24 protein-coding genes are annotated in these 22583 nt (G+C 39.3%); 15 read left to right on the top strand and 9 right to left on the bottom strand.

The window, feature by feature from the left end; all coding sequences use genetic code 11:
* Positions 1–174 precede the first annotated feature (174 nt).
* Positions 175–771, bottom strand: a complete 597-nt coding sequence (plsY, locus tag QQK09_RS09960; RefSeq protein ID WP_284203983.1) for a glycerol-3-phosphate 1-O-acyltransferase PlsY — start codon at positions 769–771, stop codon at positions 175–177.
* 72 nt (positions 772–843) lie between these two features.
* Between plsY and folB the strand changes: the two genes are divergently transcribed.
* From folB to QQK09_RS09945, 3 genes are read left to right on the top strand one after another with little or no spacing between them, the layout of a single operon-like run.
* Positions 844–1197 carry a dihydroneopterin aldolase gene (gene folB, locus QQK09_RS09955; RefSeq protein ID WP_284203982.1) on the top strand — a complete coding sequence of 118 codons (354 nt, stop codon included), beginning with the start codon at positions 844–846 and terminating at the stop codon, positions 1195–1197.
* Positions 1197–1682 carry a 2-amino-4-hydroxy-6-hydroxymethyldihydropteridine diphosphokinase gene (folK, locus tag QQK09_RS09950; RefSeq protein WP_284203981.1) on the top strand — a complete coding sequence of 162 codons (486 nt, stop codon included), beginning with the start codon at positions 1197–1199 and terminating at the stop codon, positions 1680–1682. Before folB ends, folK begins: the two co-directional genes overlap by 1 nt.
* 9 nt (positions 1683–1691) lie before the next feature.
* On the top strand, positions 1692–2489 hold the full coding sequence (locus QQK09_RS09945) for an undecaprenyl-diphosphate phosphatase (protein ID WP_284203980.1): 798 nt from the start codon (positions 1692–1694) through the stop codon (positions 2487–2489).
* A gap of 58 nt (positions 2490–2547) precedes the next feature.
* Here QQK09_RS09945 and QQK09_RS09940 read toward each other — a convergent pair whose 3' ends face one another.
* On the bottom strand, positions 2548–3255 hold the full coding sequence (locus tag QQK09_RS09940; protein ID WP_284203979.1) for an ABC transporter permease: 708 nt from the start codon (positions 3253–3255) through the stop codon (positions 2548–2550).
* Positions 3256–3263: 8 nt separating this feature from the next.
* A complete protein-coding gene (locus QQK09_RS09935) occupies positions 3264–4493 on the bottom strand; it encodes a multifunctional CCA addition/repair protein (RefSeq protein WP_284203978.1) in 1230 nt (409 codons plus the stop codon).
* A gap of 270 nt (positions 4494–4763) precedes the next feature.
* Here QQK09_RS09935 and QQK09_RS09930 point away from each other — a divergent pair, with 270 nt between their 5' ends.
* The 3 genes from QQK09_RS09930 (at position 4764) to QQK09_RS09920 (ending at position 8602) form a co-directional block, all read left to right on the top strand.
* Positions 4764–6065 (top strand): AAA family ATPase, encoded by a 1302-nt coding sequence (locus tag QQK09_RS09930; protein WP_284203977.1) that lies wholly within the window; start codon positions 4764–4766, stop codon positions 6063–6065.
* 102 nt (positions 6066–6167) lie between these two features.
* On the top strand, positions 6168–7772 hold the full coding sequence (locus tag QQK09_RS09925) for an AAA family ATPase (RefSeq protein WP_284203976.1): 1605 nt from the start codon (positions 6168–6170) through the stop codon (positions 7770–7772).
* Positions 7772–8602: a general secretion pathway protein GspB gene (locus QQK09_RS09920; RefSeq protein WP_284203975.1), complete on the top strand. Its 831-nt coding sequence runs from the start codon at positions 7772–7774 to the stop codon at positions 8600–8602. Before QQK09_RS09925 ends, QQK09_RS09920 begins: the two co-directional genes overlap by 1 nt.
* A gap of 169 nt (positions 8603–8771) precedes the next feature.
* Here the strand turns inward: QQK09_RS09920 and QQK09_RS09915 are convergent, their stop codons facing one another.
* The 3 genes from QQK09_RS09915 to QQK09_RS09905 all read right to left on the bottom strand — a co-directional run bounded on the left by QQK09_RS09915 (position 8772) and on the right by QQK09_RS09905 (position 11469).
* Positions 8772–9380 carry a TIGR04211 family SH3 domain-containing protein gene (locus QQK09_RS09915; RefSeq protein WP_284203974.1) on the bottom strand — a complete coding sequence of 203 codons (609 nt, stop codon included), beginning with the start codon at positions 9378–9380 and terminating at the stop codon, positions 8772–8774.
* A gap of 123 nt (positions 9381–9503) precedes the next feature.
* A complete protein-coding gene (locus QQK09_RS09910; RefSeq protein ID WP_284203973.1) occupies positions 9504–10769 on the bottom strand; it encodes an inorganic phosphate transporter in 1266 nt (421 codons plus the stop codon).
* 19 nt (positions 10770–10788) lie between these two features.
* On the bottom strand, positions 10789–11469 hold the full coding sequence (locus tag QQK09_RS09905) for a TIGR00153 family protein (protein WP_284203972.1): 681 nt from the start codon (positions 11467–11469) through the stop codon (positions 10789–10791).
* 159 nt (positions 11470–11628) lie between these two features.
* On the opposite strand from QQK09_RS09905, the gene QQK09_RS09900 reads away from it, so the two are divergent.
* Together QQK09_RS09900 and QQK09_RS09895 are read left to right on the top strand one after the other, a co-directional pair.
* Entirely contained in the window at positions 11629–13131 is a 1503-nt protein-coding gene (locus QQK09_RS09900) for a CYTH and CHAD domain-containing protein (RefSeq protein ID WP_284203971.1), read from the top strand.
* A gap of 201 nt (positions 13132–13332) precedes the next feature.
* Entirely contained in the window at positions 13333–14499 is a 1167-nt protein-coding gene (locus QQK09_RS09895; RefSeq protein WP_284203970.1) for a methyl-accepting chemotaxis protein, read from the top strand.
* Positions 14500–14592: 93 nt separating this feature from the next.
* Here QQK09_RS09895 and QQK09_RS09890 read toward each other — a convergent pair whose 3' ends face one another.
* A complete protein-coding gene (locus QQK09_RS09890) occupies positions 14593–15822 on the bottom strand; it encodes a leucine-rich repeat-containing protein kinase family protein (RefSeq protein ID WP_284203969.1) in 1230 nt (409 codons plus the stop codon).
* A gap of 263 nt (positions 15823–16085) precedes the next feature.
* Here QQK09_RS09890 and QQK09_RS09885 point away from each other — a divergent pair, with 263 nt between their 5' ends.
* The 3 genes from QQK09_RS09885 (at position 16086) to QQK09_RS09875 (ending at position 18302) form a co-directional block, all read left to right on the top strand.
* A complete protein-coding gene (locus QQK09_RS09885) occupies positions 16086–17573 on the top strand; it encodes an MATE family efflux transporter (RefSeq protein ID WP_284203968.1) in 1488 nt (495 codons plus the stop codon).
* 80 nt (positions 17574–17653) lie between these two features.
* On the top strand, positions 17654–17869 hold the full coding sequence (locus tag QQK09_RS09880; protein ID WP_284203967.1) for a TIGR02450 family Trp-rich protein: 216 nt from the start codon (positions 17654–17656) through the stop codon (positions 17867–17869).
* Positions 17870–17933: 64 nt separating this feature from the next.
* Entirely contained in the window at positions 17934–18302 is a 369-nt protein-coding gene (locus QQK09_RS09875) for a sirohydrochlorin chelatase (protein WP_284203966.1), read from the top strand.
* Between the two features lie 79 nt (positions 18303–18381).
* Here QQK09_RS09875 and QQK09_RS09870 read toward each other — a convergent pair whose 3' ends face one another.
* On the bottom strand, positions 18382–19305 hold the full coding sequence (locus QQK09_RS09870) for a LysR family transcriptional regulator (RefSeq protein ID WP_284203965.1): 924 nt from the start codon (positions 19303–19305) through the stop codon (positions 18382–18384).
* Between the two features lie 113 nt (positions 19306–19418).
* Between QQK09_RS09870 and QQK09_RS09865 the strand changes: the two genes are divergently transcribed.
* The 3 genes from QQK09_RS09865 (at position 19419) to QQK09_RS09855 (ending at position 21335) form a co-directional block, all read left to right on the top strand.
* A complete protein-coding gene (locus QQK09_RS09865) occupies positions 19419–19709 on the top strand; it encodes a putative quinol monooxygenase (protein WP_284203964.1) in 291 nt (96 codons plus the stop codon).
* Between the two features lie 40 nt (positions 19710–19749).
* Positions 19750–20406 (top strand): nitroreductase family protein, encoded by a 657-nt coding sequence (locus tag QQK09_RS09860; protein ID WP_284203963.1) that lies wholly within the window; start codon positions 19750–19752, stop codon positions 20404–20406.
* 86 nt (positions 20407–20492) lie between these two features.
* Positions 20493–21335 (top strand): SDR family NAD(P)-dependent oxidoreductase, encoded by an 843-nt coding sequence (locus QQK09_RS09855; RefSeq protein WP_284203962.1) that lies wholly within the window; start codon positions 20493–20495, stop codon positions 21333–21335.
* A gap of 21 nt (positions 21336–21356) precedes the next feature.
* Here the strand turns inward: QQK09_RS09855 and QQK09_RS09850 are convergent, their stop codons facing one another.
* On the bottom strand, positions 21357–21896 hold the full coding sequence (locus tag QQK09_RS09850; RefSeq protein ID WP_284203961.1) for a DUF3124 domain-containing protein: 540 nt from the start codon (positions 21894–21896) through the stop codon (positions 21357–21359).
* A gap of 135 nt (positions 21897–22031) precedes the next feature.
* Here QQK09_RS09850 and QQK09_RS09845 point away from each other — a divergent pair, with 135 nt between their 5' ends.
* On the top strand, positions 22032–22580 hold the full coding sequence (locus tag QQK09_RS09845) for a mechanosensitive ion channel domain-containing protein (RefSeq protein WP_431312587.1): 549 nt from the start codon (positions 22032–22034) through the stop codon (positions 22578–22580).
* Positions 22581–22583 lie beyond the last annotated feature (3 nt).

Here is a 22583-nt window from a genome sequence, read left to right as displayed (position 1 = left end):
CCTTCTCTTTGAAAGCGCTCATTCACTCCAGTAAGTGGATTTTCCGTTAATCTTACTTAATGGATTAGATTCTAACCATTTATAATCTATTGGTAAAAATTTCAGGGTTGCTGAATAGTTACAATTTTGTTAATTATACCCATGCTACTTATAACTACCAATATTTTTATGGGGTTATTGTTTCCAGTTCACTATTTTTTTCTCTTTACCTGCTAATAAGCGACGAATATTACTACCATGACGCAATATAATCAGTACTGATAACATAATAACAGGCGTGGTGTATTCCGGTTTAATTTGAAAGACATAAAAGGGAGCAGCTATCGCCGTTACAATTGCAGCTAAAGAAGCATATCCGCTCACCGCAACCGTAAATAGCCAAGTTACGATAAGTAAACCAGTCATATCCATACCTAACGGCAATAACGTCCCAAGTCCCGTCGCAACAGCTTTCCCGCCTTTAAATTGAAAATAGGGTGGAAAAATATGCCCTAAACAAGCAGCAATACCAATAAGGCCAAGAGCAACCGGTGAATACCCTAAAAAATAGGCGATATAAACCGGTAATGTGCCCTTAAGTAGATCGAAAATAAGTACGCAACTGGCTGCTTGAGCATGGTGAAGGCGCAATATATTGGTGGTACCTGGATTTTTAGAACCACCTGTACGCGGATCTGGCCAACCTTTTAAGCGGCATAGTAATATCGCACCATTAAGGGCACCAAAAAGATAAGCTAACAACATAAATAAAAGAGTCGTGAGGTAAATCATTTGTACTTATTTCCTCTTAATCAGGTAAAATACTGCGCTTTGATAATACGTGGTATTCGACAGGGTTGGAAGATGGATATTGTTTTTATTAAGCAGTTAGAGGTGATTACGACCATTGGTGTATATGAATGGGAAAAATCGCTACAACAAAAGCTTTACTTTGATTTAGAGATGGCCTTTGATAATCGCCCTGCGGCGGTTAATGATGATATTAACCTTGCGCTTAATTACTTTAGTGTTTCTGAAGTGGTTAATCAATTTGCGCAACAACATCAATTTGAATTAATTGAAACGATGGCAGAACGTGTTGCTGCATTAATTATGGAGCAGTTTTCTGTGCCATGGATTAAATTAACGCTACATAAGCCCGGTGCATTACCAAAGGCGCAAAGCTTAGGTGTGCAAATTGAACGCGGTACACGTTAGTGGCACAAGTATTTATTGGGGTTGGCTCAAGCATTAATCGCCAGCAAAATATTCGTTTAGGTATCCAAGCATTACAAATAGAGTTTGGAGACTTAACACTCTCTCCTATCTATGAGAGTGAGGCAGTCGGTTTTAAAGGCGGTAACTTCTATAACCTTGTTGCCTGTTTTGAAAGCCCTTTGGCTGCCCAAGCGATTATTAAAAAACTGAAAGCGATTGAAATACAACAAGGTCGACCAGAAAAAGCGATTAAATATGCGCCTCGCACCTTGGACTTAGATCTACTGCTACATGATCAAATGATCGATTTAACGATTGATCTACCTCGTGCCGAAATTTTAACTAACGCCTTTGTACTGCAACCTCTTGCAGAAATAGCACCACAACTAAAACACCCCATAATGAACGAGAGCTACAAAGTATTATGGGAAAACTTCCCAAAGTCCCAACAAAAACTATGGCAGATTGATGCCATCATCACCTAGAGAAAATTTATGTCTACACTAGAAATTGTTGTACTCGCTTTAATTCAAGGTTTAACTGAATTTTTACCTATTTCCAGCTCTGCCCATCTAATTCTACCTTCTGTGCTACTTGGTTGGCAGGATCAAGGCCTTGCTTTTGACCTAGTACTAAATATCGGTACCTTAGCAGCGGTACTCATTTATTTCCGCAAAGAAGTGTTCAGTATGTCTACAGCATGGGTGACATCGGTAAAAACGAAGCAGCAAACACAAGATAGTAAGCTCGCATGGTGGATAATCTGGGCAACAGTGCCTGCCGCAGCAATTGGTTTTTTTGGTAAAGATTTAATTGAAACTTACTTACGTAGTGGCCATGTTATTGCATTTAGTACTTTGATATTTGGTCTATTACTTTGGTGGGCAGACTCACAGGCAAAACAGATTAAAACGGAATATCAATCTGGCCTAAAAGGCGCGATGATCATCGGGTTTGCACAAGTTTTAGCTTTAATTCCTGGCACATCTCGCTCTGGTATCACTATCACAGCAGGTCTAATGTTAGGTTTAACGCGTAACGCAGCAGCACGTTTCTCGTTTTTATTATCAATCCCAATAATTTCTCTGGCAGCAGGTTATGACCTGCTTAAATTTATTTTATCGGATCTACATGTGGATTGGGCAGGACTATTATTAGGGGCTGGCGTCTCTTTCTTAAGTGCGATTTTATGTATCCACCTGTTCCTTATTCTATTGAATAAAGTGGGCATGTTACCCTTTGTTATCTATCGTCTGATATTAGCAGCAGTACTGTTTTACGTATTATTCTAGGCTATAAGTTACGAGCTATGAGTGACGGGTTTCGTCGCTCGTGACTCGAAGCTAACCTTCAAGCTTTCTGTTTTTTAAGCAGAAGCAGAAAAATGGCAGAGGCGATCCCCGCAGAAGCAAACACCATACACATCACCATTATTTGGTATCTCGCAGCAATAAGTGGCGAGATACCTGATAATATTTGCCCGGTCATCATGCCCGGCAGAGAGACCACTCCAACCGCAAACAGCGCATTGACATTAGGAATAATGGACGCTTGAAAAGCCGTTTTTCGAGCACTAATATATTCTTCACCACGCGCAGATTCTGCAAAGAAGCGCTCACCGCTTAAGCTAATACTATTCATACAATTTGCAAAAATCATACCTGCTAATGGGATCATGGTTTGTGCATGATACCAAGGTGTTAATTGTAAAACGCCTTGGGTCACGATAAGTAGTGTAAATCCCCCCGCAATGGTGGTGGCCACGATGGCTGATTTTAACAGTGCTAAACGGGGAGCTTGAATGTTACTGAGGGCAATCCAACTGGAAAAAAACACCATCACAATGAGCATCACCAGTACCACTGATGCGCTATCGCTTTCAAAGAGATAGCCTAAAAAGTAACCCACTAATAATAACTGCACCAACATACGTAGCAGCGCGTGAAGTGTGTGCTTATAGTCCAATGACCATTTAAAAATAATAAATAGCACCACAGCAACGGGAATAAACGCAAAAGCTAAATTTTCAAGGCTAATGGTGGCTATCGATTGACTCATTTTACACTCTAGTTTTGTATATTTTCTTTATAGGCAGAAACCGCGTCAATACGTGCAGCTAACAACGCACTTTTAATCTCAGCACCTTTAATACCTAGCTTGATAATATCTTGCACATTAACAGTTAATGCCGCTTGGAACGCTTGCCAAACATAATCAGCACTTGGGTAAGGCTTCTCTTCAAATCCTGTGCGCCCTTTCGAATCAGCAACACAGCATTGCAACATCTGTAAAAAACGATCTGGTTTACGCCATGCGTCGCAACTATTCATCAGTTTTAAGAGCGTACTTGCTTTAAGCTCAAAAGCGCTGTGGATCATGGTGTGGTGCTCACTCACCATTAACGCTAAATCACGGCATTCATTGGGTACTTTAAGGCGTGAACATAACGACTTGATGACAGCCAGTCCCAAAAAACCATGGCCTTTATGGCTTGGCCATTTATCCTTAGGTGTTAATGCCTTACCTAAATCATGTACTAAACATGCAAAGCGAAAAGCGATTGAGTCAGAGAGTAATACCGATTGCTCCACCACCATTAATGTATGAATTCCGGTATCAATCTCTGGGTGCCAACGTTTAGGTCCAGGTACACCAAATAAGCTATCTACTTCGGGAAATAACAGTGCCAGAGCCCCACAATCACGTAGTGTCTGGAAATAGATCTGTGGTGCATCTGTAGCGAGTGCTTTTTCTGTTTCTGCCCAAACGCGCTCAGGTGTTAAATGGTTAAGCTCATCACTGTTACTAAGCGCTTGCATCAATAGCATGGTTTCTGGCGCAATTGAAAAACCTAGCGTATAAAAACGCGCGGCAAAGCGTGCAACACGTAATACGCGCAAGGGATCTTCGCTGAATGCAGGTGATACATGGCGTAATATTTTATCCTGTAGATCCTGTAAACCATTATAAGGATCAAAGCGCTCACCACTTTCATCTTCTGCGATCGCATTAATGGTTAAATCTCGACGGATAAGATCATCTTCAAGGCTGACATCCTGACCGCTATAACAACTAAAACCATTATAACCACTGCCCTCCTTACGCTCAGTGCGCGCTAACGCATACTCATCCCCGGTTTTAGGGTGTAAAAATACCGGAAAGTCTTTACCAACCTGTTGATAACCTAGAGACAATAACTCTTCAGGTGTTGAACCAACCACCATGTAATCACAGTCCTTAACTGGAAGTTTTAATAATTTGTCGCGAACTGCGCCCCCGACCAAAAATTTGCGCATTGTTTCCCCTTTCAGCAGCTATTTTAGTTATTATATACCCATGTTACCTGAAAATGTTTTGTCAGGCGCCCATCGGGTAAGGTAATTCGTACACATCTGCGTTGTTATGAAATTTCTATGTAGAATAACTATAAAAGAATTAAAGTGTTTATGTTAATCGCTCGAAATATTTAATTTTATGCCCTGCATCTCAGCATAAATTACCTTACTGATTTTGCATATTGAAGTATCACAACTCTATTCGGTTCTAACTATCAATTTAGGTTTCGTATGTACCAAGAATTTTTTTCATTAAACCAACAACCGTTTTCGATAGCGCCAGATCCTGAGTTTCTATTTTTTACCGAACAACATAAAGAAGCACTTGCCCACCTAAACTATGGCTTACAAGGTAACGGTGGCTTTGTCGTTTTAACCGGCGAACTTGGCACAGGTAAAACAAGTGTATGCCGCTTTTTATTGCAGGATATGCCAACCGATACCGACATTGCTTGGATCACCAATACAGCGGTTTCAGAAATTGCTTTACTCGTTGATATTTGTGAGCAATTTTCAGTTGACTATGATCGTGAAAATATCACCCTAAAAGTGATGTTTGATGCACTCGCATCGTGGATGCTCGCGAACCATCAAGCGGGTCGTCATGCGATTGTACTGATCGATGAAGCACAACACCTCTCCTTTAACTTGTTAGAGCAGTTGCGACTGATCACTAATATTGAATCAGATAACCTCAAACCATTACAAATTATTCTCGTTGGGCAAACAGAACTACAACAAAAACTGCTCACTACCGAATTACGCCAATTATCACAGCGCATCACTGCACGTTATCACCTGCGTTCTTTAAACAAGCAGGAAACGACATTTTATATTTACCATCGCCTTAATAACTCCGGAGCTAAAGGGCAAATATTTGATTCAAAATCTGTCGACTACATCTTTAAAGCAAGTCTTGGCAATCCACGATTAATCAATCAAATTTGTGATCGTTGCTTACTAAGCGCTTATACACAATCATCACTGACTATCGGTTCTGTTATTACTAAAAAAGCGATCAATGAAATAGATCTACCTAAAAGAAGCAGTCGTTTAGCAAACTATACTCCTCATTTTATTAGCCTTATCTCAATATTACTGGTCGCTTTTGTTATCAATAACCAGTCCACCGCGATAGCTAATTATTTTCACCAATCAGAAAATCAAGTGCTGAAAGATGAGTGGCTAGCAGTGATTAATATGGCGAAAACCACAAATAATAGACAGTCTGCGACTGAATTAACCGCGATAGAAATATTACACGCGATACCGGAAAACCGTTATAGCTTACAACTAGCAACGCTTAATAGTAAAAAACGGGTGATTCAATTTTTTGAGCAATACCCAACATTAAAGCAGCAAACGTATTTGTATCAATCATTAGCGACTGATAATACACAGTACGTTGTGTTACTCGGTAATTTTGAAAGCTATAGAGCAGCAAAGCTAGCGAATAAAGAGTTAGAAACGACTTTCCCTAATATTTCACCGTGGATAAAAGATTACAAAACAATACATCGCGATATAAAATAAATTATTTTGATAAGATAGTGATGGTTATGCTTTTTCTGCATAGCGCACTTTAAGTTAAAATATTCAAATTATGGACAATACTTTTTTCTGCTTAGGCTATTTATGTATCAAGAATTTTTTTCACTTAAAATAAAGCCCTTTTCCATTTCACCGGATCCTAATTTTCTTTTTTTAAGTGAACGCCATCGTGAGGCGATTGCTCACCTTCAACATGGATTACAAGGAGACGGGGGATTTGCACTATTAACCGGAGAAGTCGGGACGGGTAAAACTACGATTTGTCGCTCTTTAGTAGAGAATATGGGGGATGATAGTGATATCGCCTTTATTTTAAACCCAACTCTTAACGACGTTGAATTACTTTCTACCATCTGCGATAGCTTCAATATAGAGCACCAAACAAATAACCTAATTTCACTCTCGACAGCATTAACGTCTTGGATGGTCAATAACAGCGCACAAAATAGACATACCATTGTCATCATCGATGAAGCTCAACATTTAAGCCTTGCTGCATTAGAGCAGTTACGCTTATTAACTAATATTGAAAGCAATAACAAAAAGATATTAAAAGTTATTCTAATTGGTCAAACAGAACTACAAGATAAGTTAAAAGAACAGCAATTTCTCGCATTAGCACAATGCATTACTGCCCGTTATCACTTGCTTTCACTCACCCAACAAGAGAGTAATCTATACATTCAGCATCGACTTAATATAGCGGGTTCAAGTCATGCTATTTTTGATAAATCTGCATTACGGGAGATATTCAAAAAGTGTAAAGGCACACCAAGGCTAACGAATATTCTTTGTGATCGAAGCCTATTAGCCGCATATACCCAAGATAGCCATATCGTCACCTTAAAGATGGTCACACAAGCGAGTAAAGAGGTCCATTTTACCCATCAAAAAACGCCAACAAATGGGCTCATGACATACTGGCGCTTTCCGCTACTAATTCTATTAACACTGCTAACACTATGGCAAGCACCACAAATCTCACAACGTATGTTCTCTGAAAACGTATTGGTTAGTGCCAGTGAACCACAATCCTTTAGCAACCTTGCTCCAGTACCAGAAAAGAAAGCAGAAGGAGATTGGTTTGATGACTACCCTCAACTTGACCTTGCGCAGAGCAACTTTAACAATGCACTGAGTCGTCTTTATGCCGTATGGGGATATCAGGTCGACAGCGATACAATTAGCTGTGAGCAAAAAAACAGTGCCCATATCAGCTGCTATTCAAACAACCTCACTCTCGTGCAATTAAAACAGCTAAACTACCCAACTATCGTGCATTTAGAGAAAGACCGCCTCACCTCACTGTATGCGGTACTCTATAAAATTAACGACAACTATCAATTACTAATCGATGGACACTTAATTGAGGTAAGCGAAGCATGGTTTACAAAATATTGGCGTGGTGAAAGCACCCTATTATGGCAAGCGCCTTTCCAACTAAACGGTGTGATTAAATTCGGGCAACAGGGAGATAAAGTGGCTTGGCTAGCTAATCAACTCAACAAACTACATGGCAGAGAAGCGCAAGATAAAACACGCTTCGACCTACAGTTGTTAGAGCAAGTGAGCGATTTTCAGCACCAGCAAGGATTGATCGATGATGGTATTGTTGGTCCACTAACATTAATGCCACTAATGCAGATGACCTCACCTAACACACCGCGATTATTATCGGAACCTAACTAATGTCGACTATTTTACAAGCACAACAAAAAAATAAACGAGAACAAGCGGGAGGACCCGCTCCGATCGTTCAACAACAAAATAAGATATCGCTTTGGAAGGTCATGCTCAGTGTCGCATTAGCGACGATTATTACCTTGCTGAGCATTCTGATATACCTACAGCTTAACCCTCGCACAGAAGTAATATCGGTTGTGGCGAGCAGCAATGAACCTCAACAACAACAACAACAACAACAACAACAACAACAACAACAACAACAACAACAACAGCAGAATAACTCGTTGCAGAAAGTCACTTTTGAGACACAACCTCTCGCGATTCTTGTTTCTGAGCCTAAAAAAGTAGTCACAGCCCAGCAAACAACGACAGAGCCTGCTGATGAAAAACAACGCGTTATTTCACATACGAATAATACACACAAAGAAATGCTATCTACTAACGTAATTGACGATCAAGATACCGACAACACACAGACCTCTGAAGCACTTAAAAGACGCTTTGACCTTGCAGTATTAATGAGTGACATAGAAGCAAACGAGCAACAAACAAGTGCGATAACTGATGATAACCAAGAAGGCGATGGCAGCGACATCCATAATATGAGTGGTAATTTCCAAGATAAAGTACCTTTAATCCGCTATGACTCGCACATGTATTCCTCAATAGTGAAAGACCGTTGGATACGCATCAATGGTGAAGTACTTAAAGAGGGTGATGTTGATAGTACAGGTGAGCTTAAATTACTTGAAATACAACCACAACGCAGTATTTTCCGCTTAGATAGACAAAGCTTTAGCCTAGAATCATTAGTAGATTGGCGAGGATATTAATAACAAGCTTAAGAGCTACGAGCGACGAACTACGACGCTTTGCTTTATGAAAGTTAAGCTATCAACTGCCGGCATAATAAGCAGACAGCTGTTAGCTAATATTCAGGCTTTCATCATAGGGGCTTCGCAGCCCCTAGCTCGTAACTCAAAGCTAAACGTTTATCTTTGCTTACCAGTTATCAGTACGTTTTTTACGACGTGGTAAAAACGGAATAAGCAGGCCAATAATCAGACCAAAAAACAAAACACCACCACCATTCAATAACCACTGCATCTGAATACGCGACTCTTTTGTCTCTTGTAATAGATCTAACTCTAAATTACGTGCTTTAAGATCTAAAATCTCTTTTTGTAATAAAGACTTTTCCTGATTTAAATTATCAACTAGCGTGGTTTGCTCTTGAAAAATTTGCTCTTTTTCAACAAGACTTGCTGTATTTTCTTCCGCTATAGTCGTTAATTTATCATTTGCTACTTTTAACTGCGCTTGCACCGTTGGCAGTAGATTTTTTGCTGGTAAGGTTTTTTGTAACTCAGAAACCTTCATCCATCCTGTTCTACCGGTAGATGCTTTAACCTGCATGAATTTGGTTTTCTCATCATACTTTAACGTATTAACTTCAGTGCCTACTTTAAGCGTGCCAGTAATACGGTAATCCAGACCAGGACCTGAGTGTAGATAAATAAAGACATCATCACTGATGTAACGAACTTCAGCAAAGCTATTCATAGACAGTGTCAGAAAGAGCGTTGCAAATAGAATTTTAATTTTGTTCAAGGGTTCACCTGTTACCAATAATAAAGACAGTATTTATTTTAAAGCAATTAAAAATAAGAAAAAGCACTAATAACAAAAAAGAGAGCCGCAGCTCTCTTTCTTTTTCACGATTAACCAACTTACTTAGCTAAACATTGCTTTTAGTAGGTAGAAGAATACGATCGACAAACCAGCACCAACAGGCAGTGTAACTACCCACGATACAACGATGTTACGTACGACACCTAAGTTTAACGCGGCAATACCACGTGCCATACCTACACCTAATACAGCACCAACCAATGTTTGTGTTGTAGAGATAGGAAGACCGGTACCCGATGCAATTACTACCGTTGAAGCAGCAGCTAACTCAGCAGCAAAACCACGACTTGGCGTTAAATGCGTAATACCAGTACCGATAGTTGCCATTACACGTTTACCAAAGATAGCCAGACCTAAGATAATACCAACACCACCTAGTGGTAAAATCCACCATGCAAGTTCAGCTTTCTCAACGATTTCGCCATTATGACCAACAATACTAACTACTGCAGCCAATGGACCAATTGCATTTGCAACATCATTTGAACCATGGGCAAAAGCCATCGCACACGCAGTTACAATCATTAATACCGCAAAAATTTTCTCTACATTCGCAAAGTGCATTTTTTTATCGGCTTTAGGATCAATCTTAATACGATTAATAAACACTTTACCAATAACGGCAACACCGACACCCATAGCAGCTGCTAAAAGTAATGCATCAGGCATTGAGAAGTGTAAACCCACATGTTTTAGGCCTTTAACAATCGTAACTAACGACATTACAAAACCTGCTAAAAACATGTATAAAGGTACATAACGCTTAGCATTATCAATCGGATTTTTAGTATTAAAGATCAGTTTTTGCGAACTCATAAATATGAAGTAAGCGATAATACCAGAGATTAGCGGAGTAATTATCCAGCTACCTACGATACCACCTACAGCAGACCAAGTAACACTGTCCATGCCTACGCCAACGGCAGAGAAACCAACAATCGCGCCTACAATAGAATGCGTTGTTGATACCGGCCAACCGTAATAAGAGGCAATAATTAACCAAGTACCCGCCGCTAATAACGCCGCAGTCATACCAAACACCAATAACTCTGGCTGCTCAATATAGAAGCTAGCGTCGATTATACCCTTACGAATGGTTGAAGTAACTTCACCACCCGCTAAGTATGCACCAGCAAATTCAAAGATCATCGCAATGATGATCGCTTGTTTAATGGTTAGTGCTTTTGAACCAACCGATGTACCCATTGCATTGGCAACATCATTTGCACCAATACCCCAAGCCATTAAAAAACCTACAACAGCGGCGAAAATAACAAGTGTTTCGCCGTGAACTGCTAAAATATCCATGTTTAACTCCTAGTGAATATTATGAACGAGCAAGAATAAGCTCAAGCTGTGTACCAATTAGTTCAGAATGATCTGCTAATTGGCCAACCCACTCAAGGATCTGATAAAGGAACATCACATCCACTGGGTTATAGTGTTGCTCTACAGCTAATAGATGACGACGTAAGCGAATTTGAAGAGAGTCGGTATCGTCTTCGATACTTTCTAGCTCTTCAATCATTAAAGTAACAATATCAACTTCACGTCCCTTAAAGCCTGTCTCAAGTAGTTCATCTAATTCATTAATTGCTTTACGCGCTTGTTTAACTGCATCTACGCAGCGTTGCACGTAAGCCATGAAATCAGTAAATATTTCACTTGGTATTTGTAACTGGCGTCCATAAATGCGCCCTGCAATATCTTTCGTAGTATTTGCAATTTTGTCTTGACGGTTTACCAATTCAATTAAATCTGAACGATCAATTGGCATGAATAAACCTTTTGGTAAAGTTAAACGTAATTCACGTTTAAGTTCATCCGCTTCTTTTTCAAGTGTTGATATCTGCTTACGTATTTTTTCAGCTTCAACCCAATCAGGTTTCGCACTAGCATGAAAAAATGAAATTAATAATTCACTGCAAGCAGCAACTTTATCGATATGCATCTGAATTGGTTTAATTGGAGATTTAGCAAAAACTCCAAAAATTGAATTAACTGGCATAATGTACCCTATTATTTAAGTGATCAAATTGAACAACAAATATGCGGCGCATGTTAACTTTCTTTTCAACACAATTGAACCTGAATTTAGTATAATTCATAAAATTATTAGGTATTCACCGCTTAAACATACTCAGTATATAGGTTTATCAAAGAAATTATGGAAGTAGAAATAGAATTAAAGTTTATTTTCAATGCAAAATTTGCAAATGAATTACATAAAACACTCAATAAATTCCACTGTATTTCCAGTAAAGCGCAGTTTTTACACAATGTCTACTTCGATACAGTGGATCGTAAACTACGCCAATTTGATATGGGATTACGTGTCCGTAGTTGTGATGGAAAGTCAGTTCAGACGATTAAAACAGCTGGTCGTGTGATTGGTGGACTTCACCAACGTCCTGAATATAACGAACCAATTGAAGGGTTACGTCCAGAATTAGCACGTTTTCCAGAGAAAATTTGGCCTATAAATTGTGATATTCAACAATTAGAGCACGCATTAACCCCTATTTTTAGTACTGACTTTGAACGCCAAACATGGCTAATTGAGATAGCAGGCGATACTTTAATTGAAGTCGCTTACGATACAGGCTTCATTGAAACCAATCAGGGCAAAATTTCATTATGTGAAATTGAGCTTGAATTAGTGAAGGGTGATGAACAGCAGCTGTTTATATTAGGTCGTGAGATAGCACTTTTACCAGGCGTGCGCTTGGGTAATGTGAGTAAGGCACAACGTGGCTATATGCTTGCAGATAATGCAACATTCAACGTTAAGCCACTTAGCCACTCTCACATCACTGAAAATCAATCTATTCAGCAAGCATTATTGATCAACCTACAACATGGTTTGAAACAGATCCAATATCATGAGAACTGTTACATTGAGGGTCAGCAGGTTGAAGCACTTAATGAATTATTAAAAGGCGTTAAGTTTCTCCATCAAAACATTATTATCTTCAAGGCAGAAGTAGAACGCCTCAAAAAAGCGCCTTGGATTGAAGACCTGCATTGGTTAGCGCGCACCTTTTCATGGTTAGATGAATATATCACTCAAGCAAGATTATTAGAAAATAGAGCTTACTACCTGCGTAAATTATCGAAGTCAAAATCTGTTGTTAAGCAATTGAAACAACAACAAGAAGCTCTACCAAGTAGAGAATCAGTGATCGAGGTATTAACATCAAGTCGATACTGCCAGTTCGTATTAACGTTCACAGAATGGCTAATACAACTAGAGAAAAACTCTTTCTTAAGTGAAAAAGATAATGGAGTGAAAAGCTTCTCTAATAAAAATTTATCCAATGCTTGGGGCGAAATTAATCATATTATGCAAAATAGTGATGAGTTTACGGTAAAACAGTTTTTGGCTTGTCAGGGTTTGCTAGAAAGCAACTTATTAACCGGGCTCAGCCTTGGGAATGTTTTTTCAAAACAAAAGAGTGATGCTTTTCGTTCTCCTTGGTTAGATATAAAGCAGGGGTTAGATGAGTTTTCGATGCTTAATTTAATTTCTGAAATTGCGCATGATGAAGAAGATAAGGACTTACAGTCAGAATATTTAACATGGATAAAACGTAAACAAGACTCTTTGCTAAATGCCCTGCAACAATCGAAACAACAAGCATTGCTTAAACCCGTTTACTGGAACACTTAAAAAGTGTCACTTTTTAACACTAAAAGATATAAATAACATATAGTTTGGCGAACCTTCACAGTTCTGTTTGTTATTGTGAAGGTTCACTACTTGTTTACCTCAAATCGTTTTAAACTCACCTAAATCTATATTCGACTTAATCAAAAAAAGTGTAGCTATCTCTTTTGATCAAGGACTTTATTTAAAATAATGGGTGCCAATATGTCTCAACCTGAACAATCAAACCTAATACAAAAAACTTTCTCTCTCTCTATTAACAGTAAAGCCTCAATTTTACTCGCTTTGGGTGCATTGTTATTTATTGTAAAAAATACAATCAGTAATAATAGTGATGAGTTGCTATTAAATATCCTGTTTTTAGGTTGTTTTGCCGTGATCATATATCTTGCTGCTTTTTTACAAAAAAAGCAGATTAAAGAGACTAAAAATAAAATATCTGCGGCACTGACTAACAACACCCTTTCTGAATACGCAAAATCGGTTCCTAATAATGAGATGAGAGAAGTGATCGATCTATTATGTGCGAAAATAGCTGAATCAGAGCTTCATGCTGAAAATCAGAAAAAAGAAGTCGCTGCATTAACTGAAGTGAGTGAACATTTAGGCGTTTGTATGGAGCTCATTAATGACTCTATGGAAGAAGAGTTTGGTCAAATTGAACAATTAGCGACAGCAATGAATGAGATGACCGCAACGGTTAGAGAAGTATCTAACAATGCAACGAGCGCTTCAGCTTCTACCACAGAGGCATCAGATGTTGCACAAGAGGGTAGCCAATTTGTTGATGCGACTATCACCTCTATTAATTCACTATCAAGTAATATTGGCGCGTCCTCAGATGCCGTTAATAGCGTAGAGATTAAAGTTGAAGGGATCGGCAGTGTTGTTGATACGATCCGCAGCATTTCAGAACAAACAAATTTATTAGCATTAAATGCAGCAATTGAAGCGGCACGCGCAGGTGAAGCAGGACGCGGATTCGCCGTAGTTGCAGATGAAGTACGTAATTTGGCCAAACGAACTCAGGATGCGACAGTAGAAATTCAAGGCATGATCGAACAGCTACAAACCAGTGCACAAGATGCAGTAAGCTTAATGGAAAAAAGTGTTAAAGAGGCTGATGTGGGTGTAAACCAAGTGACCCAGGCTGGTAGCAAATTAGCGGGTATCGTTGAAAAAGTGCAACATATCTCTGATATGAATTATCAAATTGCATCTGCGGCAGAGGAGCAAACAACCGTCGCTTCAGATATCAATAAAAACTTAGATATCGTCAAAGAGGTCGTTGAAGGTTCAGTAACAGTACTTAAAGAAGTTACAGAGATGACCGATGTAATTAAAGGACATGCAAAAGTATTAGCACACTAATTTAGCAAAAGACTAAAAACGATAAAGCCATTATCAGCAGATGTTGATAATGGCTTTTTTAATGATCTTATAACAATTACAAAAATAGCTGATCTATTTTAGTGGATTTAAAAAACCCGAATCAGAGCAAACACTGAGTAGATCATCAATAAAATACTGCAGCGCACGAGATTCAATCTGTTTTACCTTTAGCTGTTGGGCTGCAGTTAACATGTGGTACATCGAAGCAGCACCAAAGTCGCCGACAATTATATTCGCCTGTTCATCAAACAAGGTGTTGTGTGCGTAGAGATCACCATGACAAACTTGATTATCATGTAAATGATCAAATACCGCCGTCATCTGGGTGACCATCTTTGTTATCTGCTTTGCGCTCAAACTGAAATCATCAGTAAACCTATCTCTTGTGCAACTCTGTAAACAGGGCGGCAAGCCTAAATTTTTATAATGAGCAGGAATCAACGCCATGATCAAAGAGAGTGTATCTGGCGCCTCTACCTGCGCTAAAGATTGTACTAAATTAGTATGATTTCCCACTTTCAGGCAAGCTTGCAGCTCATCCTGTGGATAACCGTCACTGGTTACTTCTCCTTTAAAAACCTTAACCGCAATTTGTTCTGGGAATTGATACTCAGAAAGATCCGCTTGAGATCTGTTCCAACTTGCTCGGTAAATAACCCCAGATGCTCCCTGCCCTAAAATATTTTTTAATGTGTAACTTGATGAAGCAATACTTGGCACCGATTCAATAACCACATCGGATTTACAAAATGGGTTCCCTGCAAAAGCAAACCAAGCTAATTTAGGCAGATCCAACACTTGCTCTGGACATTCTGTTAATTGATTAGCAGATAGCCTTAGTAGCTCAAGGTTTTCTAACTTATGCATTGTCGTCGGTAGCGTGGTTAAGCGATTACCCGCTAAGGCTAGTTTTTGTAATCGAGGACGCTCACCTAAACTTTCGGGTAATACTTCGATATGGTTATCGGTTAAAATTAACCAGCGTAACTTTGCAGGTAGCGCAGCTTCAGGCACACACTTAATTTGATTAGACTTAAACCCGACCATCTCTAAGCTTGGACATGCACCTAATGCTTCAGGCAATACTGTAAAACAGTTATTCGAAGCAAATATTATTTTAAGTTTGCTTAATTGGGCAATCTCAGTAGGTAAGCTGGATAATTTATTATCAGAAAGATCTAGCACTTCAAGTGAATCAGCCAAGGACAATATCGCCATTGGAAATTCACTTATATTTTCAGACAGAGAGAGTCGTTTGATGCCGTTAAGTTCGCCGGCGTTTAGCTGAGAGAGAGTATGCAAATTGAAAACCTTTTCTAATTGATGCCATATAATAGGGGCAGTTTAAATCTAACGTCACGATCAATCAAAGTACTTTCTCTATTACCCGCGAATAAAAAGGCACCATACAACATCGCTTTATTTGAGTGCCAACGCTTTAAAATGTTAATGATAACCAGTATTTACCTTGTCAGAAAAAAGAACTTATTCCATACTTCACAGCTCAAGGTAAACATTACCTCACAGACAATTCCCCTAATAATAATTAAAAATGGATATTTGCGATGCAAAAAGGCAAGTTTGTTAGTGGCAATATTTTTCGTCATATCGTAGTCATGTCATCAACAAATGCCATTGGATTAACCGCACTATTTCTGGTCGATCTTGCAGATCTCTTCTTTATCAGTTTGATTGGTGAAACTGAACTTGCTGCTGCAGTGGGTTATGCGGGTACGATCGCTTTTTTCACCACCTCCATTTCGATCGGTTTATCGATATCAATGAGCGCCTTAGTCGCACGCGCGATCGGCCAACAAAATCGAGAAAAAGCACGTCGATTAGTGATTAACATTCTTGTTACCGGCTTTATTATTAGCTCAATGTTTGCAGCACTAGCTTGGGTTTTCACACCGGAATTAGTCGCGATGATCGGTGCAAAAGGGGAAACACACGCTTTTGCGGTGAGTTATCTACGCATTTTATTACCTTCGCTGCCGATATTAGCCATCGCAATGGGCGCCGGTGCCGCTTTACGTTCAGTTGGTGACGCTAAGCGCGCGATGTATTCCACCTTGGCAGGCGGTGCGGTCAATGCGATTTTAGATCCGATCTTTATCTTCGGTTTTAATTGGGGGTTACATGGCGCGGCAATCGCATCAGTGATCTCGCGTTTTGCAGTCGCTTGGGTTGCACTCTATGGCATTGTGCACATCCACCAGTTACTAGGTCGTTTCAATTATCAAGCATGGATCGCCGATCAAAAAGAGATCTTCAATGTTGCTTTTCCGGCAATGATCACCAATGTAGCCACCCCAATTGGTAACGCCTATGTCACCATGATGATCGCCTCCTTTGGTGATGGTTATGTAGCTGGTTGGGCAATTGTGGGGCGTTTATTGCCGGTTGCATTTGGGATGATCTTTGCGATGTCTGGTGCAGTTGGTCCTATTATCGGACAGAATTTCGGTGCAAATTTACATGATAGGGTTAGCATTACAATGAAACGCGCCACGCAGTTTACCGCCTGTTATGTCGCAGCAATGGCACTGATTATATTCCTGCTACAAGCTCAAATTATTCAGGTCTTTAGCGCTCAAGGTGACGCGGCAGAACTGATCAGTTTTTATAGCACTTGGTTATGTATAACCTTTATATTTAACGGCATCCTATACATTGCAAACGCAGCCTTTAACAACCTAGGTTACCCGACCACCTCAACTATCATGAATATTGGTAAAGCGACTATCGGTACCATTCCATTTGTCTATTTTGGTGGGCAGTGGTATGGCGCACTCGGTGTTGTAATGGGGCAAGCTGTTGGTTCCATTTTATTTGGCATCATCGCCTGGCTCTGGGCACAACGTATTTTAAATCGCTTACAGCCAACCTCATCAGCCATCGAGGCAGAGGATGAACAACCGATGAACTCAGCACTGCCATTGACCCCCTTCTGCTCAAGCCGTGCTTATATGTGTGCTGACAGTGAAGAGAGCATGATCGAAGAGCAGTCACAACAGAGCAATCAAAAAATTGATCCTGCTGAGAAAAAATAGTCGTTAAAGCACGCAATATGTTGATCTTATTTAACCTTACAAACGTAGTGTTAGTAACACACTAGTTGAACGGGAAAGTGATGAATAAGATATCTCCAAAAGCACTACTTCATAGTAAATGGACCAAAGCTACTGTGATCAATAAAGAGAAGCATTTTGTTATAACTAAGGTCAAATTTGATGAACAACAAAATGTGATTGAATGTATTATTGAAGCGGTCATTAATCAGCATCAATATGAGATTAATTGGCGTGATTTGAAAGATAAAAAACAGTGGCGATTAGGCTGGATATAAACAATAACGCCTAGCTATTATGAATATAAACACTCCGATAAAAACGATAATATGGAATACACCAATGAAAGCACTATTACTCATTGCACACGGAAGTCGTCGCAAAAAATCCAACGATGAAGTCGTTGTGTTAGCACAAAAACTAAAAGCAACTTGTGCAGATCAATATCAGGTCTTTGAGGCTGGTTTTTTAGAGATAGCTAACCCCGCCATTGCGACAGCGGTAGAAACTTGCATCAAGCAGGGAGCAACCTCAATTACCGTGCTGCCTTACTTCCTTAATTCAGGTCTACACGTCACCACCGATATCCCTGAACATGTAGAGGAAGCTCAACAACAATTCCCAGAGATTGACATTAAAGTTGCCCCACATATTGGCGCTTCAGAATTGATGATGTCATTGTTGATTGATGCGGCTAATTCAGTTAACTAAAGAATAAAAAATAGAGTGGATCCACCGTTAATACGATTCGCTTTATTTATCTTTACTCACCATTAAAGCGTAATATTTGTTAAACATTAATAATCCCTTTCTCGCTAAGCTGCCTTAGAATTTCACTACACTTGCCTCTGAAGGCATCTCTTAATAAACGCATTGCCGGAGTAATTGATTGACGACTTGGGCAAACTAACCACAACTCGGTGCTGCGTGGCGTATAATCAGACATTACATTAACGATCCTGCCAGCCAGTAGATCCCCAGCGAGATCCAAACAAGATTTAACCGCGAGCCCATGCCCAGCAACACACCAACGCCTAACTACTTCAGCATCATTAGCAATACGGTTGCTGCTCATCTTAACCTTAAAAACCTCTTCTGCTTTCTCAAACTGCCATACATCATAAACAATGTCGTGCATCTGATAAAAAAGACCATTATGTTTATTCAACTCACGGGGATGCTCAGGTACTCCATGCTCTTTTAAATACGCAGGCGTTGCACATAACAAACCAGGCACATCACAGATTTTAAACCCATACAGGTTAGTATCTGTTGGAGAGCCGTAACGTAGTGCGATATCAACAGAATCACGGTAAAAATCGATATTACTATCACTAATACTAATGCGTAATTTCAGTTTTGGGTGTTGCAGCATAAACTCATCTAACCAAGGAACTGCTAAGTTTCGACCTAGATCCGATGACACAGCAACGCGTAGATCACCATCAACAATATCCAGTTCATTTTTAATATTCTGCTTCGCGTGTTTAAGCACTAAAAGCGCCTGCTCACACTGAGGGATATAACGCTCACCTGCACTAGATAAGCGTAAATGACGTGTAGTGCGAATAAACAGCTCAATACCAAGTGCACTTTCGACACGTTTAACCGCTGCACTCGCAGTTGCGGTGCGCATATCTAAATGGGTTGCCGCTGCCGTAATACTACGATATTCAGCCACCTTGGATATCACTTCTAAATCTTCTAATAACATAATTCTCAATAATTTTTTGATAATGTTTCAAATATTACCCTGTTCACAGAATAGAGCATAGGCGCTACTATCCATTTCAACAACAAAGCAGCCATCTCATAAAGGAAAGCAAAATGACGACATTAACCATTATTGCCAGCATCACAGCAAATATTAACAACGTTGAGTTAGTAAAATCAGAGTTATTAAAACTGATTACTCCAACGCGTGCTGAAGCGGGTTGCTTACAATACGATTTACACCAAGATAATGAAAACGCAGCACATTTTACTGTTGTTGAAAACTGGGGCTCGAGCGAGTTATTACAAGCCCACATAGAAAACACACCTTTCACCAACTTCATGAAAGTGACCGAAGGTGCAATCAGCGAGTTCGCTGTCAATAAAATGACCAAAATAGCTTAATTATCTGACCTAAAAATATTTAAAAAATTGGAGAACCACCATGACACACCAAATTATTACTGACTTAGAAACACGCTACACCACTAAAAAATATGACTCATCGAAACGTGTTTCAAAAGAAGATCTTGCGATCATTTACAAAGCGATGCAACTCTCTGCATCTTCAATCAACTCACAACCTTGGAAATTTATTGTGATTGAAAGCGATGAGGCGAAGCAGCGTATGTTTGATACTTTTGAAAATAAATTTCAATTTAATCAACACCATATTAAAGCGTCTTCACATACTATTTTATTTGCACAAAACCCTGCATATACACGTGAAAACTATGCACGTGTAATTGACCAAGATATCGCTGTTAACCGTACCGCTGAAGAAAATCGTGAGCGTTCTTTTGGTGCTTATGCATTCGTTGATTTAAATACCGATGAAACAGGTAATAACGAAGCTTGGACAAAAGCGCAAACCTATTTAGCACTAGGCAATACGCTGCACACACTGGCACGTTTAGGTATCGACTCAACCACAATGGAAGGTGTTGATAGCGAGTTAATTGGTGAACTTTTTGCTGACGAATTAGATGGTTATGTTTGTGATGTTGCACTATCAATTGGTTACCGCCATGAATCTGAAGATTACAACCAACCGCTACCAAAATCACGTTTAGCAATGGAAGAAGTGTTACAAGTTATTTAATAAAATAACTTAATAATGAGTACAGCCGACTCACTAGACTGATACTCATAAAAGTAGCGTTAATAGCAATGATAGATGAGGCTGACATGCAAAAAACAATGTTAATCACCGGTGCTACTGATGGCATCGGTTTTGAAACCGCTAAAATGCTGGCAAAACAGGGACATTATGTTTTATTGCATGGGCGTAATGAAGATAAGCTAAAAAAACTAGAGCAAGCACTGCTTGCACACTGTGAAACAGCAACCTTTGAAAGTTATTGTGCAGATTTATCAAATATGAGCGAGGTAATAGCGCTAGCACAAGCAGTGACAGAGAAGCATCAGCACCTAGATATATTGATCAATAATGCAGGCGTTTATAACGTTGATAATAGCTTAACCGTAGATGGCTTAGACCCTCGCTTTGCAGTGAACACCGTTGCTCCCTATCTGCTAACCCATGCATTGCTACCGTTAATGAATAAGGTTAGCCGTGTATTAAATCTTTCATCAGCAGCGCAATCAACGGTGAATATTAATGCATTGCGTGGTCTAGAACGTTTAGGAGATAGTGAAGCGTATGCACAAAGCAAACTAGCGCTAACGATGTGGTCACGTGTAATGGGACTAGCGTTAAAGGCTAAAGGCCCCGTTATTATCGCCATAAACCCTAAATCATTATTAGGCAGTAAAATGGTCAAAGAGGCTTTTGGTATTAGCGGCAGTGATTTATCGATAGGCGCCGAAGTACTTTGCCAAGCGGCACTTTGTGATGATTTTGCCCATGCTTCTGGCTTATATTTTGATAACGACCATGAAAAATTTTCAGACCCACACCCAGATGCACTTAATGAAGATAAGTGCCGAGCAGTAGTAACAGCAATTCAAGCAACAATAAATAAAGACGATTTTGTATCATCAATGCAGCCACTCAATCACCAGCTATGATAAGCAAACATCACTGTTTTACTAAATTGGTGCCCTGCTGACAAATGAAACATTCTTACCATGCCCAGACCCGACCATCACAGCTTCGAAAATAGGTGTGATGGCATCATTAGGGTTAGACCAGTAGATTAAAAAGTTAGCGCCAGCCCCCCCACTGGTATTATTTTTTTCAGCTAAAAAATCAACCGTAGATAAAGGGTCAAGCTGGATAGCTTCTGATAGATAATTTTTTACTTTATTACCTGCTGTATCGTAATAATCGATAGAATGAATTTGAATCGCTTTAGTTGGGTCTGTATTACGAATAGATAATGTCGTTTCAAGTAAAATAGCTTTACCGCCATCCCCGTATATATGAGAATAAGCAGGTACGTAAGCTGAATTCAAATCATTAGAAACAATATTTACAGGTTTATAATCAAACTGCTGTGCCTGATGATTTAGTTGCTCTTCGATAGTTTCAATCGAGTGCAAAAGATTACCCAAATAGACAGCTAATACGGTGACTGTCAACAATGAAAAAATGGATAAAAAAACAGATAACTTGTTTTTAGATGACATTGTAATCTCCTGATATAATAACGATTATTAGATTGTCTAGTAGCTACCCCTTGTTGTCAAATAGCTTTATACAGATATAAATTAACGCTCTGGGGTAGTTAACCACCAATATTTAAATATAAAGGAGTTATGTTCGTGAATATTGTACTCAGCATTATTTTTTTTATCAGCTTTGTTTTTTTAAAGCAGATGAGCAGTAAATATATACAGACTCAGGCAACAAAGAAAAATGTTGACGATGTGCGTAGTAAATTTATTTCATTGTCAGTCAATAGCTTACTTTTTATTCTGCTATTTAGTCTATTACTTAATCTGATTGATATAGGTTTTGGGGATATTTCATTATTTCTCTCCTCTATCTTTGCCGTACTTGGTGTTGCCTTAATTGCACAGTGGTCAATGCTTAGTAACATTACAGCAAGTGTCTTGATTTTTTTCATTTTTCCATACCGCATTGGTGACAAGATAAAAATTGAAAGCGACGAGATGGTGGGTGTGATAACGGATATTGGTATGTTTCACTTGTCGATCAAGCGTGATGATGGCAATGTGATTTTATATCCCAATAACCTGATATTACAAAAAGCGGTGATTAAACTAACCGTTGCAGGGAAAAAAACAAAAGTTCATGCACCAGTTAAAATTAACCGTCCTCCATTAACACGAAGCAATAGTGAAAAATGAGGT

The organism is Psychromonas marina, assembly GCF_030161115.1.
In the GTDB taxonomy this organism is placed as follows: domain Bacteria; phylum Pseudomonadota; class Gammaproteobacteria; order Enterobacterales; family Psychromonadaceae; genus Psychromonas; species Psychromonas marina.
The sequence above is the reverse complement of the archived record's forward strand: the minus strand, read 5'-3'. Positions and strand labels throughout refer to the sequence as shown.

Excerpts from the sequence above, each read along its gene's own strand:
- plsY (WP_284203983.1), bottom strand. The coding sequence starts at position 771 with ATGATTTACCTCACGACTCTTTTATTTATGTTGTTAGCTTATCTTTTT.
- folB (WP_284203982.1), top strand. The coding sequence starts at position 844 with ATGGATATTGTTTTTATTAAGCAGTTAGAGGTGATTACGACCATTGGT.
- QQK09_RS09945 (WP_284203980.1), top strand. The coding sequence starts at position 1,692 with ATGTCTACACTAGAAATTGTTGTACTCGCTTTAATTCAAGGTTTAACT.
- QQK09_RS09940 (WP_284203979.1), bottom strand. The coding sequence starts at position 3,255 with ATGAGTCAATCGATAGCCACCATTAGCCTTGAAAATTTAGCTTTTGCG.
- QQK09_RS09935 (WP_284203978.1), bottom strand. The coding sequence starts at position 4,493 with ATGCGCAAATTTTTGGTCGGGGGCGCAGTTCGCGACAAATTATTAAAA.
- QQK09_RS09930 (WP_284203977.1), top strand. The coding sequence starts at position 4,764 with ATGTACCAAGAATTTTTTTCATTAAACCAACAACCGTTTTCGATAGCG.
- QQK09_RS09925 (WP_284203976.1), top strand. The coding sequence starts at position 6,168 with ATGTATCAAGAATTTTTTTCACTTAAAATAAAGCCCTTTTCCATTTCA.
- QQK09_RS09920 (WP_284203975.1), top strand. The coding sequence starts at position 7,772 with ATGTCGACTATTTTACAAGCACAACAAAAAAATAAACGAGAACAAGCG.
- QQK09_RS09910 (WP_284203973.1), bottom strand. The coding sequence starts at position 10,769 with ATGGATATTTTAGCAGTTCACGGCGAAACACTTGTTATTTTCGCCGCT.
- QQK09_RS09905 (WP_284203972.1), bottom strand. The coding sequence starts at position 11,469 with ATGCCAGTTAATTCAATTTTTGGAGTTTTTGCTAAATCTCCAATTAAA.
- QQK09_RS09900 (WP_284203971.1), top strand. The coding sequence starts at position 11,629 with ATGGAAGTAGAAATAGAATTAAAGTTTATTTTCAATGCAAAATTTGCA.
- QQK09_RS09895 (WP_284203970.1), top strand. The coding sequence starts at position 13,333 with ATGTCTCAACCTGAACAATCAAACCTAATACAAAAAACTTTCTCTCTC.
- QQK09_RS09885 (WP_284203968.1), top strand. The coding sequence starts at position 16,086 with ATGCAAAAAGGCAAGTTTGTTAGTGGCAATATTTTTCGTCATATCGTA.
- QQK09_RS09880 (WP_284203967.1), top strand. The coding sequence starts at position 17,654 with ATGAATAAGATATCTCCAAAAGCACTACTTCATAGTAAATGGACCAAA.
- QQK09_RS09875 (WP_284203966.1), top strand. The coding sequence starts at position 17,934 with ATGAAAGCACTATTACTCATTGCACACGGAAGTCGTCGCAAAAAATCC.
- QQK09_RS09870 (WP_284203965.1), bottom strand. The coding sequence starts at position 19,305 with ATGTTATTAGAAGATTTAGAAGTGATATCCAAGGTGGCTGAATATCGT.
- QQK09_RS09865 (WP_284203964.1), top strand. The coding sequence starts at position 19,419 with ATGACGACATTAACCATTATTGCCAGCATCACAGCAAATATTAACAAC.
- QQK09_RS09860 (WP_284203963.1), top strand. The coding sequence starts at position 19,750 with ATGACACACCAAATTATTACTGACTTAGAAACACGCTACACCACTAAA.
- QQK09_RS09855 (WP_284203962.1), top strand. The coding sequence starts at position 20,493 with ATGCAAAAAACAATGTTAATCACCGGTGCTACTGATGGCATCGGTTTT.
- QQK09_RS09850 (WP_284203961.1), bottom strand. The coding sequence starts at position 21,896 with ATGTCATCTAAAAACAAGTTATCTGTTTTTTTATCCATTTTTTCATTG.